The organism is Bradyrhizobium sp. LTSP857 (assembly GCF_000938285.1).
Taxonomy (GTDB): Bacteria; Pseudomonadota; Alphaproteobacteria; order Rhizobiales; family Xanthobacteraceae; genus Bradyrhizobium.
Genome location: NZ_JYMS01000027.1, coordinates 127,778 through 144,688, shown reverse-complemented (window position 1 = coordinate 144,688; position 16,911 = coordinate 127,778). Strand labels below are relative to the sequence as shown.

Here is a 16,911-nt window from a genome sequence, read left to right as displayed (position 1 = left end):
AATCGGGAGATATTTGGGTTTGATTGGGGCGAGCCCGCGGAATGCACCGCAATTTTGGCGGCCATGGTTGACGGCGTTTTTACCGTGCGGTGGTGGACACACCGCGTGTCCCGCGCTCGCTGTCATTCCCCGCGAAGGCGGGGAATCCAGTACGCCGCGGCTTCTCCGTATCCTCGCACTGTCTCTGGAATACTGGATCGCCCGCTTTCGCGGGCGATGACAGTTGAGTGTGTAGAAGCAGCACCGCGATTACGGATGCAAAATCACTTTGCCCATGGCCTGACGTCCTGCGAGCACCTTCAATGCATCCGCCGTCTGCGCCAACGGGAAGGTGCGGTCGACATGCGAGGAGATTCTTCCTTCGGCCGTCCACTGCACGAGCTTCTCGAGATTGGCGCGGTTCTTTGCCGGGTTGAGCCTTGTCCAGGCGCCCCAGAACACGCCGCGGATGTCGCAGCCCTTCAGCAGCGCGAGGTTCAGCGGCATCTTCGGAATGTCGCCGGCGGCAAAGCCGATCACCAGGAAGCGGCCTTCCCAGGCGATCGAGCGCAACGCCTGCTCGGCATACGTACCACCAACCGGATCGAAGATGATGTCGACGCCCTTGCCGCCGGTGAGCTTGCGCAGGCCCTCTTTCAAATCTTCCTTGCCGTAGTTCAGCGTCAGCTCGGCGCCATGCGCCTTCGCAAACTCAAGCTTCTCGTCCGACGAGGCGCAGGCGATCACCTTCAGGCCCATCAGCTTGCCGAGCTCGCAGGCAGCCAGGCCCGTGCCGCCGGCAGCACCGAGCACGGCGAGCGTCTCGCCCGGCTTAGGGCTCGCGCGATCTTCCAGCGCATGCAGCGCCGTGCCGTAGATGATGATGATGCCGGCCGCGCGGTCATAATCGAGATTGTCGGGGATTTTCACGATCGAGGCTGCGGGCAACGCGATCTTTTCGCGCGCACCGTTGTGGCCGCAGGACGCGACGACGCGATCGCCGACCTTCACCTCAGTCACGCCGGGGCCGATGCTCTCGATCACGCCGGCAACTTCGGCGGCCGGCGAGAACGGGAACGGCGGCTTGATCTGGTACTTGCCCTGAATCATCAGGATGTCGAAGAAGTTCAGCGCCGCGGCCTTGATCGTGATCACGGCTTCGCCGGGACCCGCTACCGGATCCGGTATGTCCGCGAGCACGAGATCGTCGGGCTGGCAATATTGCGAGCAGAGGATGGCTTTCATGGCGACACCTTCTTGAGAGCACTTGGCGTTTCGAGGCAGAATTATAGTTGGCTGTTTCTGCCGGATTTAAGCACGGGCGACAATCCGGTTTCTTTGCCCAAAGCGATGCGCAAGCCTATCCTCGCGTTATTGCGAGTGCAGCGAAGCAATCCAGGCTATTTCCGCAGGACGGACTCTGGATTGCTTCGCGGAGCCTGTCATCGGGCCGCGCGTCGCGCGGACCCGTTGGCTCACAATGACGAAGTAAGAAGAAAAGGGAGGATTCAAACGATGTTTGAAACAGGTTTGCTCAAGGACAAGCGCATCCTCGTCACCGGCGGCGGCTCGGGCCTCGGCGCCGCGATGGGGCGGCGCTTCCTTTCGCTTGGCGCGGAGCTCGTCATCTGCGGCCGCAAGCTCGATCGGTTGGAGACCGCGGCAGCCGAGATGCGCGGAGAGACCGGCGGCAAGGTCACCGCGATCGCCTGCGATATCCGCGACGGTGCCGCCGTCGACGGCATGATGGACGCGATCTGGCGCGAAGGGCCGCTCGACATTCTCGTCAACAATGCTGCCGCGACCTTCATCGCACAGAGCGAGCATCTGTCGTTCCGTGCCGCGGATGCGATCTTGGCGCCGACGCTGCATGGCGCGATGTATTGCACGCTCGCCGCCGGCCAGCGCTGGATCGAGGGCGGCCATAAGGGCGTCGTGCTCTCGATCCTCTCGACGTCGACCATCACCGGCCGCGCCTTCACCGTTCCGTCCGCGATGGCGAAGTCGGCGGTGCTGGCGATGACCAAGAGCCTCGCGGTGGAATGGGGGCCGAAGGGCATCCGCACCGTCGCGATCGCGCCGGGCCCGTTCCCGACCGCCGGCGCATCCGGGCAGCTCCGTCCCGAGGGCCGCGACGAAGGCTGGACCGCGCGCAACCCGCTCGGCCGCACCGGCGAGCACAGCGAGCTTGCCGATCTCGCCAGTTTCCTGGTCTCGGATCGCGCCGGCTACATCAATGGCGAGATGGTGGTGATCGACGGCGGCGCGCATTTGCGCAGTTCCGGCGCCGAGGATCTGTTGCGCTGGACCGACGCGCAATGGGCCGAGCAGCGTGCCGCGCGCGCCAAAAGCTAGTCGAGCGCCAGCCGCGTCGTCCCGCTAACTGCCTTCCCAAATTGGGCTTTCCCGGCTATCCCTGCTCGGGGACAAAACGCGGCCGGGCCATCTTCCAGTCACAATATTGAGGGAACCACTCCAGCATGTGGCGGGCGCTATTTTTGGCTTTGATGATTGGTGTGACGGCGTGTGGAATCAGTGATTCCGCGCGAGCGCAGACGCCGCAACCGGCGCCGAAGGCCGCGGCAAAACCGGCCGCTCCGGCTGCCAAGACGGCCGCCAAACCCGAGAGCAAGCCGGCGGCGGTTCCCGCTGCGGTTGCGGGCGGTGCGGACCCGACCCTGATCGGCCAGTTCGGCACCTGGGGCGCCTATTCGGCGACCCCCAATGGTAAGAAAGTCTGCTTCGCGCTGGCAAAGCCCTCGTCGTCCAAGACCAATCCGCCGAATCGGCCGCGTGACCCCGCCTATGCCTTCGTCTCGACCCGGCCGGCGGAAAAGGTGAACAACGAAGTCTCGGTGATGATCGGCTATGCGCTGAAGCCGGGCTCGGAATCGTCGGTCGAGGTCGGCGGCGCCGCCTTCGCGATGTACACCCAGGGTGACGGCCTCTGGATCAAGAACGCGGCCGAGGAGGAGCGGATGGTCGAAGCCATGCGCAAATCCGCCGATCTCGTGGTCAAGGGCGTCTCGGCCAAGGGGACGGAGACGACCGACACCTTCTCGCTGAAGGGCCTCGCCCAGGCGCTGGACCGGATTTCGCAGGATTGCCGGCGTTAAGGGCGTAGGCTTAAGCCTTTAAGGCTAGGCAACAGCCACGGTCGCAATCGGGTGTTCCGGTTGCTATATAGGGGCGGTTCCAGATTTTCTGTCGTCACGGCGACGCCGTCCTTCGAACGGTCATGCTGGGCATGACGAATTTAGACACCGGTGACACTAGGCCATTCAATGCAACCGACGACCGAGCCGCACAACGCAACATTGGTGGAGAAGACCCCACTCGAAGTCTATGTGCCGCCGGCAAAGCCGTCGCTGATCGGCTTGTCGCGCAACGAGCTTGCCGATCGTCTCGGCGAGATCGGCGTCGCTCCTGCGCAGCGCAAGATGCGGGTGCAGCAGCTGTGGCACTGGATGTATTTCCGCGGCGCCCAGAATTTCGACGAGATGACCTCGGTCTCCAAGGGCATTCGCGGCGATCTCGCCCAGCATTTCACCGTCGACCGGCCCGAGGTCGTCGCCGAGCAGATCTCAAACGACGGCACCCGCAAATGGCTGCTGCGGCTGCCGAGCGGCGACAATGTCGAGAGGGCGCACGAAGTCGAATGCGTCTACATTCCCGAGAATGATCGCGGCACGCTGTGTGTTTCTTCCCAGGTCGGCTGCACGCTGAACTGCTCGTTCTGTCACACCGGCACCCAGCGTCTGGTACGCAATCTCACTGCCGGCGAGATCGTCGGTCAGGTGATGGTGGCGCGCGATCGCCTGAATGATTGGGCCGATCGCGAGGACGGCACGCGTCGCGTCACCAATATCGTGATGATGGGCATGGGCGAGCCGCTGTACAATTTCGACGCGGTGCGCGACGCGCTTTTGATCGTCGGCGACAATGAAGGCATCGGCATCTCCCGCCGCCGCATCACACTGTCGACCTCCGGCGTGGTGCCGAACATCGTGCGCGCCGGCGACGAGATCGGCGTGATGCTCGCGATCTCGCTGCATGCGGTGCGCGACGAATTGCGCAACGAGCTGGTGCCGCTCAACCGCAAATATCCGATTGCTGAATTGTTGCAGGCTTGCCGCGATTACCCCGGCGCGTCGAACGCCCGCCGCATCACCTTCGAATATGTGATGCTCAAGGGCGTCAACGATTCGCTCGATGATGCCAAGCTCCTGGTGAAGATGCTCAAGGGCATCCACGCCAAAATCAACCTGATCCCGTTCAATCCCTGGCCCGGCACGGCCTATGAATGTTCGGACTGGGACCAGATCGAAAAATTCTCCGAATACATCTTCAACGCCGGTTATTCCTCGCCGGTGCGCACCCCGCGTGGCCGCGACATCCTCGCCGCCTGCGGCCAGCTCAAGTCGGAGACTGAAAAACTGTCCGTCCGCGAACGCCAGGCGCTACGCGCCATGGCGATGACGGATTAACGATGCGTGCCCGCGCTGTCGCATCCTCGTCATTGCGAGCGAAGCGAAGAGACAGTCAGGATTGCTTCGCTGCGTTCGCAATGACGGCGAAGCTGGCTTTCCCGTCATGTCCCTGATCGGCCGCCTCGTCGTCATCTTCATCGGCTTCCTCGCCGCCTGCTTCGTCGGCGGCATCATCGTGGTCGGCGCGCTGCTGTTTCCGGAATTCTCCGATCTCGGCGCCGGCCCCGTCGATCAGGGCACGATCGATATCCTGCTTGGCTTCGGCTTCATCTTCGTCTCGGGCTTTGCGCTGGTGCCGGCGGCGGTGATCGTCGCGATCACTGAAGCGCTCTACATCCGCAGCGCGCTGGCTTATGCCGTCGCCGGCGGCTTGGTCGGGCTGGCCTGCTATCTCGGCCTCGTTCCCTTTCACTCCGATACGCTGCAATTCGAAGGCATCGTGCGGCGTCACCTCGAGATCATGACCGGTGCGGGCATCGTCGCCGGCGTGGTCTACTGGCTGATCGCCGGCCGCAACGCCGGCGCCTGGCGCAATCCGCCGCCCCCGCGCAATCCACCCCCGCCGCTGCCGCTGCAGTCGCGGCCCGATGCACCGTGACGGTACGCGGCTGCTCTGGAGCAAAGACCACATACTCAGTGTCGTCCCGGCGAAGGCCGGGACCCATACCGAGAGGTCTATCCATAGAGGCTCGATAGCGGTACCGGACGACGAGTCTTCGCCAAACGTCTCCCTGTGGCTATGGGTCCCGGCCTTCGCCGGGACGACGTTGTGGAGGCATCGTGCTTTGACAATTTCGTTATGGCTTGCCGCGCCAGCCGCGACCGATTCCGGGGTTTTCATCCCCTCCCCACTCCGCTAAACCGCGCGCCATGAACCGTACTGGACTCTTCATCGCCCTGGCGCTGTGGCTCGTGATCGGCGTCGTCTTCGGCCTCTATCCCGAGCTCGATCTAAAACTTGCCGCGCTGTTCTTCGACCCCGATACGAAGACGTTTCCGCTCAAGTTGATCGGCTGGGCCGGTGTTGCGCGTGACGCGGCAATGTGGGTTGCCTGGGCATTCGTGCTGCCTCCGCTGATCGCGCTCGTGGTCAAGATGATCCGGCCCGACCGGCCGCTGATGGTGTCGGGGCGCGCGATCGTGTTCCTGCTTGTCACGATCATCATGTCGGCCGGCATTCTCACCAATCTCACCTTCAAGACCTATTGGGGCCGACCACGGCCGGTGGTGGTGACAGAGTTCGCCGGTGATCAGCAATTCGTGCCGTGGTGGGATCCGCGCGGCGATTGCGCGCGCAACTGCTCGTTCTTCTCCGGCGAGGGCGCGACCGCGTTCTGGACGCTGGCGCCGGCCGCGCTGGCCCCGCCGGCATGGCGGCCGCTCGCCTATGCCGGCGCGGTTGTCTTTGGTCTGGTGACCAGCGGGCTCCGCATGGCCTTTGGCGGACACTTCTTCACCGATGTCTCGATCGCCGGCCTCGTCACCTTCATCGTGATCTGGTTTGCCTACGCGCTGATTTACCGCTGGCCGCGGACCCGCTTCTCGGACGAGGCGGTCGATGCCGCCCTGACCCGGCTGAACTGGCCCGCTTACCGGCTCCGCCAGCGCCTGTTCGGTGGCAAAACAGGCGCCGCGCCATCCGTGTGAGTCTGCCGGGGCGCCATTAAACGCGTGCCCCGGCTCTCAAAATTTGATATTCGCGCGGTCAAACCACACCCGCCATCCGCCCCTTGAGACCCGATTGGAAGCCCCATGACCACGATCCTGAAAAGCCTGCCCAAGGGTGAGAAAGTCGGCATCGCTTTTTCCGGCGGCCTCGACACCAGCGCGGCGCTGCTCTGGATGAAGCAGAAGGGCGCGCGTTGCTACGCCTATACCGCCAATCTCGGCCAGCCGGACGAAGCCGACTACAACGAGATCCCGCGCAAGGCGATGGAGTTTGGCGCGGAGAAAGCGGTGCTCGTCGATTGCCGCACGCAACTGGTCCATGAAGGTATCGCGGCGATCCAGTCCGGCGCCTTCCACATCTCGACCGGCGGCATCACCTATTTCAACACCACGCCATTGGGGCGCGCCGTCACCGGCACGATGCTGGTTGCGGCCATGAAGGAGGACGGCGTCAACATCTGGGGCGACGGCTCGACATTCAAGGGCAACGACATCGAGCGCTTCTACCGCTACGGCCTTTTGACCAATCCGGGCCTGCGCATCTACAAGCCCTGGCTCGATCAGCAGTTCATCGACGAGCTCGGCGGCCGCGCTGAAATGTCGGCGTTCATGACTGCCCAGGGCTTTGCCTACAAGATGAGCGCCGAGAAGGCGTACTCGACGGACAGCAACCTGCTCGGTGCCACCCACGAGGCCAAGGACCTCGAAAGCCTCGACAGCGGCATCAAGATCGTCAACCCGATTATGGGCGTGCCGTTCTGGCGCGACGACTGCAACGTCAAGGCCGAGAAGGTCGTGGTGCGCTTCGAGGAAGGCCAGCCGACGGCGCTGAACGGCCAGACCTTTACCGATCCCGTCGCGCTGTTCCTCGAGGCCAACGCCATCGGTGGCCGCCACGGCCTCGGCATGAGCGACCAGATCGAGAACCGCATCATCGAGGCCAAGAGCCGCGGCATCTACGAGGCGCCCGGCATGGCGCTGCTGCACATTGCCTATGAGCGCCTCGTCACCGGCATTCACAACGAAGACACCATCGAGCAGTACCGCATCAGCGGCATGCGCCTCGGCCGCCTGCTGTATCAGGGCCGCTGGTTCGACTCGCAGGCCTTGATGCTGCGCGAGACCGCACAGCGCTGGGTCGCGCGCGCCGTCACCGGCGAGGTCACGCTTGAGCTGCGCCGCGGCAACGATTATTCGCTGCTGAACACGGAAAGCCCCAACCTGACCTACGCGCCGGAGCGGCTCAGCATGGAGAAGGTGGAGGACGCCGCCTTCACGCCGGCCGACCGCATCGGCCAGCTCACCATGCGCAACCTCGACATCGCCGACACGCGGACGAAGCTGAAGCTTTACACCGACACCGGACTGCTCTCGGGCAGCGAAGGCTCGCAGATTTTCAAGCTCGAGAACGACAAGGGCTGAAATCGTAGGGTGGGCAAAGCGACTTGTCCGCCGTAGCTCGAAGAGCGAAGGCGGAAGCGTGCCCACCATCTTTCTACGACGGCAGTGATGGTGGGCACGGCGCGAACGCGCCTTTGCCCACCCTACGAGTTCGCGCCGTGTCGCCGCCTCGCGTGCAATCGCCTCAAACAAAAATGGCCGGGATCGCTCCCGGCCATTTTGCATTTGTGGACTTCGCCTCAGCGCGGCGGCGTGGTGCCGGGCGGGGGCGGCGGCAGCGAGGCCTGGCCGCCGTTGAGCAGCGGCGTGATGCGGCGCACGGTGACGCGCCGGTTGATCCGGCTCGGTCCTTGCGTCTGCTCCTTCAGATACTGCTCGCCGTAACCCTGCGACGTCAGGTTCTCAGCGGGCACATTGAACTGCTGCGTCAGCAATTCGGCCGCGGACTGCGCGCGCCGGTCCGACAGTGACAGATTGTCGACGTCGTTGCCGGTCGCGTCGGTGTGGCCCTCGATCAGGAACACCTCGCGTGGGTTGCGCTGGATCGCCTGGTTGAGGCCGTCGGCGATCGCCTGCAGCCGCGCAGCCTGGTCCGGCGGGATGGTCCACGATCCCAGCTCGAAGGTGATCGTGTTGACGTCGATGCTCGGCATCTGCATGCGAACGTTGGGGCTGTAGCGGATCTCGTCGAGCGAGTAGCGCCGGTCGATTCGTTGTACGGGCGGCGCTGCCATCGTCTCGTAGATCACCTGCGGCGAAGCCTCCTCGGCGTCAACGATGTAGCGATCATAGGGGATGTTGACCACCGGCGGCGGCACGTCGACATAGAAGCCGCCGACCGCGCGCGGATCGCGATAGCTGTTGTCGATGATGACGAGCTCCTGCCCGCGGGGGTCCCGGCGGATTCGGCGCAGCAGCGATCCGTCCGCACCGACCACTGTGATGATTTGACTCCCGTCAGGACGGATCACGACGGTGCGGGTTTCGCCGCCGACGGTGTCGGTGCGGATGTCGCGGGCGCCATAGCGGAAGCGATAGAGATCGTTGCCGCGGACATAGGCCTGTCCGCCCGGATCGCGGATGATGATGCGGTCCGGCTCGGTGTAGACGGTGCGGCCGCCCTCGACGACCTCACGGCGCTGGTTGTGCATGTCGGCGATGGTGGCGCCGATCACGACACCGGCGACGACGCCTGCGCCGATCGCAATCGGCGTCAGGTCACGCTGCTGTGGGCGCGGCGGTGGCGGCAGCGGTGTGGTGGTCGTAGGCGCGGCGCGGAAGGCCGAACTGACTGTCGGCGGGGCGTTCTGAGCCCTGTTGGCCGGAACCGCGGCCGCCGCCGAACCAGGGACAACAGATGGCGCTGCGGCGCCGGCGGGCGGCGCGGGTGGTCGGGCCGGGACGCCTGCCTGCGGTGCTGCAGGCGGTGTGCCTGCCGGAGGCGTTCCGGCAGCAGCCGGCGCGCCAGCGGGCGTCGTGCCGCCCTGACGTCCGGGAGGCGGCGTCATCGCGCCACCAGGAGCTGGGGTTGCGCCGGGAGCTTGCGATCCAGCAGCCGGAGGAGCGCCGGGACGTCCAGGCGGCGGCGCGCCAGGCGTACTGCCGGGGGCCGGCGTCGCGGGTGTGGCGGACGGGGCAGCAGGTGTCGCCGGGCGAGCTGCGGGAGCCGCAGGCGTCGGAGCGGGCGTTGCCGTTGGGGCTGGCGCCGTCGGGAGAGGTCGCGCCGTAGGGGCCGCTGCAGGAGGCGTGGCTGCGGGCGGCGGAGGCGTCGGCGTGGTGGCAGGACGTGCTGGTGCCGCGGGTGGCGGTGTCGGCGCGTGCTGCTGCGGGGCCGCGGCCGGAGGCGGCGTCGGTGCCTTGGGCGCAGCAGGTGGTGGCGGAGGCGGCGGAGGTGCCTGATGAGTCGGAGCCGGCGGCGGCGGTGGCGTCGGACGTGCCGGCGCGGCAGCCGGCGGGGGCGCTGCGGGAGGATGCGGAGGTGCTGCCGTCGGCGGCGGTGCGGTCGGGCGTGCGGGAGCCGCAGGCGGTGGCGGAGGCGGCGCTGCCGGGCGCGCGGCCGGCGGAGGTGCCTTTGGCGCTTCCTTCGGAGGCTGCTTCGGTTTTCCGTCAGGGCCCGTCTCTGGCTGGGCCTGCGCGACCACGAGCGGCGCGCTTTGCGCATGTGATGCGGAGCTTGCGAATTGCATCGCGGTCAGAGCCGTCGTGGCGAGCAGCACGAAACGAAGATTGGTCATGATGGTGAACTTCCCCGGAAGGTTCTTTGACGAAGTGTTGGGATCAACAGCTACGCGTTGGGCCGCATTGTGGCGGGCGAAGAGGTCGCGGCCCGATTTATTTCTGCACGCAAATCACGTCACGCTGGCGACGTTCATTGCGCATTCAGAGGCAGGTTGCAATCGCCTCACATGTGATGCTTCGCCCGATGTGTGATCCTGCGGCGAATTGGCATCCGTCGCTGGATTCGGTGTGAGAGGACCAGTCGGGCCTCGCGATGGAATCTCTTCAGGCATATGGCCCGGCAATTCGTCGGGCCGTGGTGATTCGCCGGGCTCGCGCACCGGCGGCGCAATTTCAGGCTGCGGATTGCCCGGCGGAATTCCGGGCGGCGGTTCGGTGGGCGTGCCGGGTGTCGACGGCGGTATCTCGGGCGGTTCGATCGGCATCGGCATCATCGAGATCAGTTGTCGGGAGAACGACAACGATGATGCCGCGCCGATGTTCCGTCTCGTGTCGCCGTCTTATTCGGGCGCGTGGCAGACGGCTTCGATATTGTGGCCGTCGGGATCGAGCACGAACGCGCCGTAATAGTTCGAATGATAATGCGCGCGGATGCCGGGTGGTCCGTTGTCGCGTCCGCCGGCCGCCATCGCCGCCTTGTAGAAGGCCTCGACTGTGGCGCGGTCCTTCGCCAGGATCGCGACATGCACCGGCTTGTTGAGCGCGCCTTCGCCGCCGATCCAGAAATCCGGCTTGCCGTCGGCGCCGAAGCCCGCGGCCGGATCGTGCCCGGTCTGCTCTTGCGTCACTTCCTTGATCAGGCTGTAGCCGAGCGGCGCCAGCGCCCGGGTGTAGAACGCTTTGGCGTGCTCATAGTCCGAGACGGAGAAGCCCATATGATCGATCATCGCAACCTCCGTTGTTCGTCGTCGTCAGCGTGACAGGAACGTATTGCTCCGCGTCTTGCGCGCAACAGCAAAGCCGCGCGCGACCATGTCTGCAATACAATCGTCCCGCCATTCGTCTTGTGACAGATGCTCGATGACAACCGCGCGCGGCCACAAAGAGGGCGGCGCATCGCGGAAGAAGCCGATCAGCACGCGGTCCTCAAAACCCTCGACGTCGATCTTGAGCGCATCGACTTGCGTGACACCAGTCTCGTCGAGGATGCGTGTCAGCCGCAGCGACGGGACCTTGATGGCATCGGCGCTGGCCGCGCCAGTCACGACGTGCGTAGCGCCGAGATTGACGCCATCGGTCTCGATCATCAGCTCGCCGTCGCTGTCGCCCGCAGCCGCCTGCACCAGGCGCACCTGGGTCGCTTTCGACGCGCCGTGATTAAACGAGAGCCGTCCAAAGGTCATCGGATGCGGCTCGATCGCGACCACCTTGCCCGCGGGCCCGACCTGCCGAGCCATCACCAGCGCAAAGGTGCCGACATTGGCGCCGACATCGACGAACACGCCGCCCGCTTTCGTGTACTGACGCAGGAAGTCGAGCTCATCGAGATTATAGTCGGGATTGAACAGCGCGCCGCGCTCGGTCGCGCTGCCCTGGTGATAGAAGCGGAACGAGGCGCCCTGATATTGCACGTCGATCGGACCGCCGCGCAGCAGATTGACCAGCCGCGACATCCAGGGCCGGAATGCGCCGCGCTTCAGCCCCGATCGCTGTGCGAGGCGAATGATCGCGGCCTGCGCCGTGTTCGGTGCGAACGCGCCGAACGGCGCGGACGATGGGGCGTTGTCGGGCGTCAAGCCAAGGATCCTCGTTGCAAGCGGCGCATGCATAGCCGGTTTTACCGGGGACTCCAACGCTCGATCCGAACCACAATCTCGATGTCGTCCCGGCGAAGGCCGGGACCCATAACCACAGGGAGGATTTTGGCGAAGACTAGCAGTTAAATGGTTTGCCGCGGTACGTGCACCACCTTCCCACGATACATCACGCGGTATGGGTCCCGGCCTTCGCCGGGACGACGAGGAGAGAGATACAACGCCTCACGCCGCCTTCTTCGGCGCCGGCTTGCGCTGGCGCAGGAAGCGGCCGAGCAGCTTGCGCTTGCCCTTACGCGGGATCAGGTCGATGTCGCTGACGAGTTTTGCGCCGCCCTTGCGGCGCTCCAGCACGATCTTGCGGCTATGGAAGGCCTCCAGCTCGACACGATGCGCGACGCTGACGATGGTCGCCTTGGGCAGCTCGTCGGTGACCATCTTCATCATCTTGTCCTGGCTCTTCTCGTCGAGCGCCGAGGTCGCTTCATCAAGCACGACGATGTCGGGGTTGTGCAGCAACAGCCGCGCAAAGGCGAGACGCTGCTTCTCGCCGCCGGACAGGGTCTGGTCCCATGGCGCTTCCTCCGCGATCTTCTCCTTGAGATGGTCGAGGCCGACCTTGTGCAGGGCCTCGCCGATCTCTTCCACGCTCCAGTCATCCTCGGCACCGGGATAGGCGACCGCACGGCGCAAGCTGCCGGACGGCACGTAAGGGCGCTGCGGCAGCATGAACAGCCGCCGGTCGGGATGAAAATTGACGCTGCCGCCGCCCCACGGCCATAGCCCTGCGATGGCGCGCACCAGTGTACTCTTGCCGGTGCCGGATTCGCCGGCGACCAGCAGGCGCTCGCCGGGCGCGACCACCACCTCGGTCTCGCCGACCACGGCGGTGCCGTCGTCGAGCGTGACCGAGAGATCGTTCAGCTCCAGCATGGCGTCATTGCTGGTCTCGCCGCGTTTGATGCGGCCGAGGCCGTCGCCCTGCTCGGCGCGCTCGAGGCCGTCGAGCGACATCATCAGCGAGGCGATGCGGCGCGCGCAGGCGTTCCAGTCGGCGAGCCGCGGATAATTGTCGACCAGCCAGCCGAACGCGCTCTGCACGATGGTGAAGGCGGATGCCGCCTGCATCACCTGTCCGAGCGACATGCTGCCGTCGAGGAATTTTGGCGCGCAGAGCAAGAGAGGGACCACGGGAGCCACCAGGCTCGATCCCTGCGACACCAGCGTGGTGCGCATGTGCTGGCCGGCGAGCCGCGCCCATTGCCGCAGCACGTTGGTGAAGTTGCGATCGATGCCGCCGCGTTCTTCCTCCTCGCCGCCGAGCAGCGCGATGCTCTCGCCGTTCTCGCGCACGCGCGTCAGCGTGTAGCGGAAATCGGCCTCGGCCTGGTTCTTGTCCTCGGAGATCTGCACGAAGCGCCGGCCGATCACCAGGATCGAGCCGGAGGCGATCGCGGCGTAAAGGATCGCGGCGATCACAAGGAAGCCGGGAATGGTGATCGCCGAGCCGCCGAGCGTGACGGTGAGCGCGCCACCGATGGTCCAGAGCACGACGATGAAGGTTGCCGCCGACAGCAACGCCGAGGTCACGCCGGCGAGAAAATCGACCGGCGAATCCGTCGCGATGCGGAGATCCTCGGCGATCCGGTATTCCGGATTCTTGTGATCGCCGCTGACGAGGTTGAGCTGATAGTAGCGGCCATGACCGAGCCACCGCGTCAGCACGCTCGCCGTGAGCCAGGCGCGCCAGCGCCGCTGGATGCCCATGCGCGAAAACACCTGCGCCACGCCGAGCACGATGCTGCCGATCGCGAGCGGGAAGAACACCGCGGAGAGATGGAAGACGGCCGTCGCATCGCGCTTCTCGATCGCGTCGAAGATCGCGCGATTCCAGACATTGATGCCGTACTGGAAGCCGACGGTGAGGACGATCAGCACACCGAGGCCGATCGAGTAGGGCCACGCCAGCCGGTCTCCCTTGCGGCCCCAGAAGCCGCGGGCGCTGATCCAGAAGCGCGTCAGCAGATAGTCTTTGCGCGCCTGCTCGGCCTCTTCAGGCGATAGCTCGGGATCGGGCTCGACCAGTTCGGGCGGCGGCGGAGCGACGTCCTCGCCATTCTCGCCAGTGATTTCGACAATGGGCGGCTTCCTGCCCTGCTCATTTTTTCCGGCCGGCTTTTGCATGGCCGGATAACGCAAAAGAAATCAAACGGTTCCCGCGAGTTCCGGTGCCGTGGTTCATTCGGCGGCGCCGTCGCGAACCCGCCGTAGCCGCGCCGCCCGGTGCAGCACGCGCGACAGTTCGTCGATGGAATAGGGCTTTTGCACGAGGTCGAAGCCGAGGCTGCCTTCCTGTGACAGTGCCTCGCTGTAACCCGTGGTCAGCACGACCGGCACGCCAATGCTGCGATCGCGGATCGCCTGCGCGAGATCGAGCCCGGTCATATCAGGCATCACCACGTCCGAGAACACGACGTCGAACCGATCCGCATCGACGAGCAACTCGGCGAGCGCGTCGGTGGCATTGTCGATCAGCGTGATGCTGTAGCCGAGCTCGGTCAGCCCGTCGGCGGCGAAATTGCCGAGCTCGATATTGTCCTCGACCACCAGAACCGACATGCCGCTGCCGGCCACCGCCGGCGCCGTGGTCGGCGCCTGACTCCGCGGCAAGAGATCCGGCGGCACGCGCGGCAGATAGAGCGAGAAGGTGCTGCCCTGGCCGACTTCACTCGTCACCGTCACCTCGCCGCCGGATTGTCGCGCGAAGCCGAACACCTGCGACAGGCCGAGGCCAGTGCCCTGGCCGACCTGCTTGGTGGTGAAGAACGGTTCGAAGATGCGCCCCAATCGGCCTGCGGGAATGCCGATGCCGGTGTCGCCGACGGCAATGCTGACGAAGCCATGACTACCCGAGCCATGACTACCCAAGCTATGACTGCGGGTGAGATGAGCCAGCGTATCCGGAACATTCGTCGCGGCCTGAACCGTGAAGACGATCCGGCCCTTGCCCTGCATGGCATCGCGCGCATTGGTCGCCATGTTGATCAGCGCCGTTTCGAACTGGCCGGCATCGGCATTGACGAGGCAGGACTCCGCCGGCAGTCGCATGACGATCTCGATCGCCGGTCCGAGCAGCGTGGCCAGCATGTCGTGCAACGATTGCAAGCGCTCGCCGACGTCGAACACTTCGGGCTTCAGGGTCTGCCGCCGCGCAAAGGCCAGCAGCTGCGAGGTCAGCTTGGCCGCCCGCGCGACCGCGTCCGCGATGGCGGTGATGTAGCGCTGCCGCCGCTCCTCGCTCAGTTGCGGCCGGTTCAACAGATCGACGGAGGCGCGGATCACGGTCAGGAGGTTGTTGAAGTCATGCGCGACGCCGCCGGTGAGCTGTCCCAGCGCCTCCAGGCGCTGGCTGTGCTTGAGTGCCTCCTCGGCCTCGCGCCGCCTTGCGGCCTCCGTCTGGAGATGCTGCGTGCGCCGGAATGCGAAGGCCAGCAGAACAAACAGCAGCGCGGTGGCGGGAACGCCGAACACCAGATGCTGGCTCATGGTGGCGAGCCAGCGCGCGCGGATCGCCGACGTCTCCAGCCCTGCGCTGATATAGATCGGGTATTCGGCGATGCGCCGGTAGCCGATGCGCCGCTCGATCCCGTCCGACGGCCAGGCGATGGTGATGAGGCCGTGATCCGGGTGGGCTGCGATGTTCCGGCCGACCGGCCCGTTCGGATCGAGCCGGAGGTCGCGGTCGAGCCGCGGGAAATGCGCCAGCAGCGTGCCGTCGGTGCGTCCCATCGCGAAGAAGCTGCCGGGATCGGAGCCGATCCTGGCGTAGAAGCTCTCGAAATATTCCGGGAGGACGGAGGCCTGGATCACGCCGATGAAGCTGCCGTCCTCAGCATCGCGGCGGCGGCTCACGCCGAAGAAGCGCGCACCCTGATAGGGCGGCCGCGGCGTCAGCGAGGCGCCGATGAAGGTGCCGATGGTCTGGTCGACATGGGCGTAGAAATAATCGCGGTCCGCGAAACTCAGGTCCTGCGGCGGTGAAGCAAGGCTGTTGACCAGGGCCTTTCCGTCCGCATCGAAGATCCAGGCCGATTTGAGCTGCGGCAGGGAGTCGCTCAGCTGCTTCAGGCGCTGGTGCAGCACAGGTTCGCGCGCGCGAATGTTGTCGTCGGGAAGGCTGCGCACGACTTCGTTGAGCTCGGCGAGGCTGCGGTCGATGGTCTCGAACACCTTGAGCGCATGCTCATGCGCGACATCGAGCGTGCGCTCGATCTCGCGGTCGGCGATGTCCAGTGTGGAGGTGTAGGAGATCGTGGAGGCGATGGCGAACAGCGCAATCGGCAGCGCCAGGGATGCAGCCATCATCCACTGCAAATGTCTCAGCGAGTTGCGTTGCGCGCCCTGCACAGTCGCTCCGGTCCCAGACCGGCGAGCTTACTTGAATTTCGCGCCGGGAAGGAAGCGGCTTATGGCGAGAACCGGAGGTTGCGGTCCGCAGGATCGCTCGCTGCGCGGGTTAGTGAAAAATTCTACTTAAATTGGCGCCGGCGGTGGAATGCCCCGGCCGCTCAGGCCGGGGTCGCAGCACAAATGACGCCTAGATCTGCCGCTCGACCATCTTGAGCTTGAGCTCGGCGATAGCTTCCGCCGGGTTCAGGCCCTTCGGGCAGGCCTTGGAGCAGTTCATGATGGTGTGGCAGCGATAGAGCCTGAACGGGTCCTCGAGATTGTCGAGCCGCTCGCCGGTCGCCTCGTCGCGGGAGTCGGAGACCCAGCGGTTGGCCTGGAGCAGGGCGGCGGGGCCGAGATAGCGGTCGCTGTTCCACCAATAGCTCGGGCACGAGGTCGAGCAGCAGGCGCAGAGAATGCACTCGTAGAGCCCATCGAGCTTCTCGCGGTCCTCATGGCTCTGGCGCCATTCCTTCTGCGGTGTCGGCGAGGTCGTCTTCAGCCACGGCTCGATGGAGGCGTACTGCGCGTAGAAATTGGTGAGGTCGGGAACGAGATCCTTCACCACCGGCTGGTGCGGCAGCGGATTGATCTTCACCGCGCCGTCCTTGACGTCGTGCATCGAGCGGGTGCACGCGAGCGTGTTCTGGCCGTCGATGTTCATGGCGCAGGAGCCGCAGACGCCTTCGCGGCAGGAGCGGCGGAAGGTCAGCGACGGGTCGATGTGGTTCTTGATCCAGATCAGGCCGTCCAGCACCATCGGACCGCAATCATGGGTATCGATGTAATAGGTGTCGACGCTCGGATTCTTGCCGTCGTCCGGATTCCAGCGATAGACGCGGAATTCGCGAACTTCTGTCGCGCCCGCGGGCTTCGGCCAGGTCTTGCCGCCGGTGATCTTGGAGTTCTTCGGAAGTGCGAATTCAACCATT

Annotated in this window: 13 protein-coding genes and 1 pseudogene; 6 read left to right on the top strand and 8 right to left on the bottom strand. The window is 65.2% G+C overall.

Going from position 1 to position 16,911, the window contains the following annotated elements; genetic code table 11:
- Positions 1-249: 249 nt before the first annotated feature.
- On the bottom strand, positions 250-1,224 hold the full coding sequence (locus UP06_RS18120) for an NADPH:quinone oxidoreductase family protein (RefSeq protein WP_045004483.1): 975 nt from the start codon (positions 1,222-1,224) through the stop codon (positions 250-252).
- 270 nt (positions 1,225-1,494) lie between these two features.
- On the opposite strand from UP06_RS18120, the gene UP06_RS18115 reads away from it, so the two are divergent.
- The 6 genes from UP06_RS18115 (at position 1,495) to argG (ending at position 7,559) form a co-directional block, all read left to right on the top strand.
- Positions 1,495-2,334: an SDR family oxidoreductase gene (locus UP06_RS18115; RefSeq protein ID WP_045004994.1), complete on the top strand. Its 840-nt coding sequence runs from the start codon at positions 1,495-1,497 to the stop codon at positions 2,332-2,334.
- 125 nt (positions 2,335-2,459) lie between these two features.
- Positions 2,460-3,095 carry an invasion associated locus B family protein gene (locus UP06_RS18110; protein WP_045004481.1) on the top strand — a complete coding sequence of 212 codons (636 nt, stop codon included), beginning with the start codon at positions 2,460-2,462 and terminating at the stop codon, positions 3,093-3,095.
- 168 nt (positions 3,096-3,263) lie between these two features.
- A complete protein-coding gene (rlmN, locus tag UP06_RS18105) occupies positions 3,264-4,466 on the top strand; it encodes a dual-specificity RNA methyltransferase RlmN (RefSeq protein ID WP_045004479.1) in 1,203 nt (400 codons plus the stop codon).
- 106 nt (positions 4,467-4,572) lie between these two features.
- Positions 4,573-5,067, top strand: coding sequence for a hypothetical protein (locus UP06_RS18100; protein ID WP_045004478.1), 495 nt, complete (start codon positions 4,573-4,575; stop codon positions 5,065-5,067).
- A 272-nt stretch (positions 5,068-5,339) separates the two neighbouring features.
- Entirely contained in the window at positions 5,340-6,116 is a 777-nt protein-coding gene (locus tag UP06_RS18090; protein ID WP_045004475.1) for a phosphatase PAP2 family protein, read from the top strand.
- Positions 6,117-6,221: 105 nt separating this feature from the next.
- Entirely contained in the window at positions 6,222-7,559 is a 1,338-nt protein-coding gene (argG, locus tag UP06_RS18085) for an argininosuccinate synthase (RefSeq protein ID WP_045004473.1), read from the top strand.
- Between the two features lie 218 nt (positions 7,560-7,777).
- Here argG and UP06_RS39960 read toward each other — a convergent pair whose 3' ends face one another.
- The 7 genes and pseudogenes from UP06_RS39960 to UP06_RS18045 all read right to left on the bottom strand — a co-directional run bounded on the left by UP06_RS39960 (position 7,778) and on the right by UP06_RS18045 (position 16,910).
- Entirely contained in the window at positions 7,778-9,772 is a 1,995-nt protein-coding gene (locus UP06_RS39960) for an OmpA family protein (protein WP_082081470.1), read from the bottom strand.
- A gap of 195 nt (positions 9,773-9,967) precedes the next feature.
- Positions 9,968-10,201: pseudogene (locus UP06_RS42125) on the bottom strand (hypothetical protein); the annotation flags it as partial.
- Between the two features lie 75 nt (positions 10,202-10,276).
- A complete protein-coding gene (locus tag UP06_RS18065; RefSeq protein WP_045004472.1) occupies positions 10,277-10,663 on the bottom strand; it encodes a VOC family protein in 387 nt (128 codons plus the stop codon).
- Between the two features lie 24 nt (positions 10,664-10,687).
- Entirely contained in the window at positions 10,688-11,512 is an 825-nt protein-coding gene (locus tag UP06_RS18060; protein ID WP_045004990.1) for an FkbM family methyltransferase, read from the bottom strand.
- 243 nt (positions 11,513-11,755) lie between these two features.
- A complete protein-coding gene (locus tag UP06_RS18055) occupies positions 11,756-13,714 on the bottom strand; it encodes an ABC transporter ATP-binding protein/permease (protein WP_045004471.1) in 1,959 nt (652 codons plus the stop codon).
- Between the two features lie 54 nt (positions 13,715-13,768).
- Entirely contained in the window at positions 13,769-15,937 is a 2,169-nt protein-coding gene (locus UP06_RS18050; RefSeq protein ID WP_045004470.1) for a hybrid sensor histidine kinase/response regulator family protein, read from the bottom strand.
- A 190-nt stretch (positions 15,938-16,127) separates the two neighbouring features.
- Complete coding sequence (locus UP06_RS18045; RefSeq protein WP_045004469.1) at positions 16,128-16,910, bottom strand: succinate dehydrogenase iron-sulfur subunit; 783 nt, start codon at positions 16,908-16,910, stop codon at positions 16,128-16,130.
- Position 16,911: the final 1 nt, after the last annotated feature.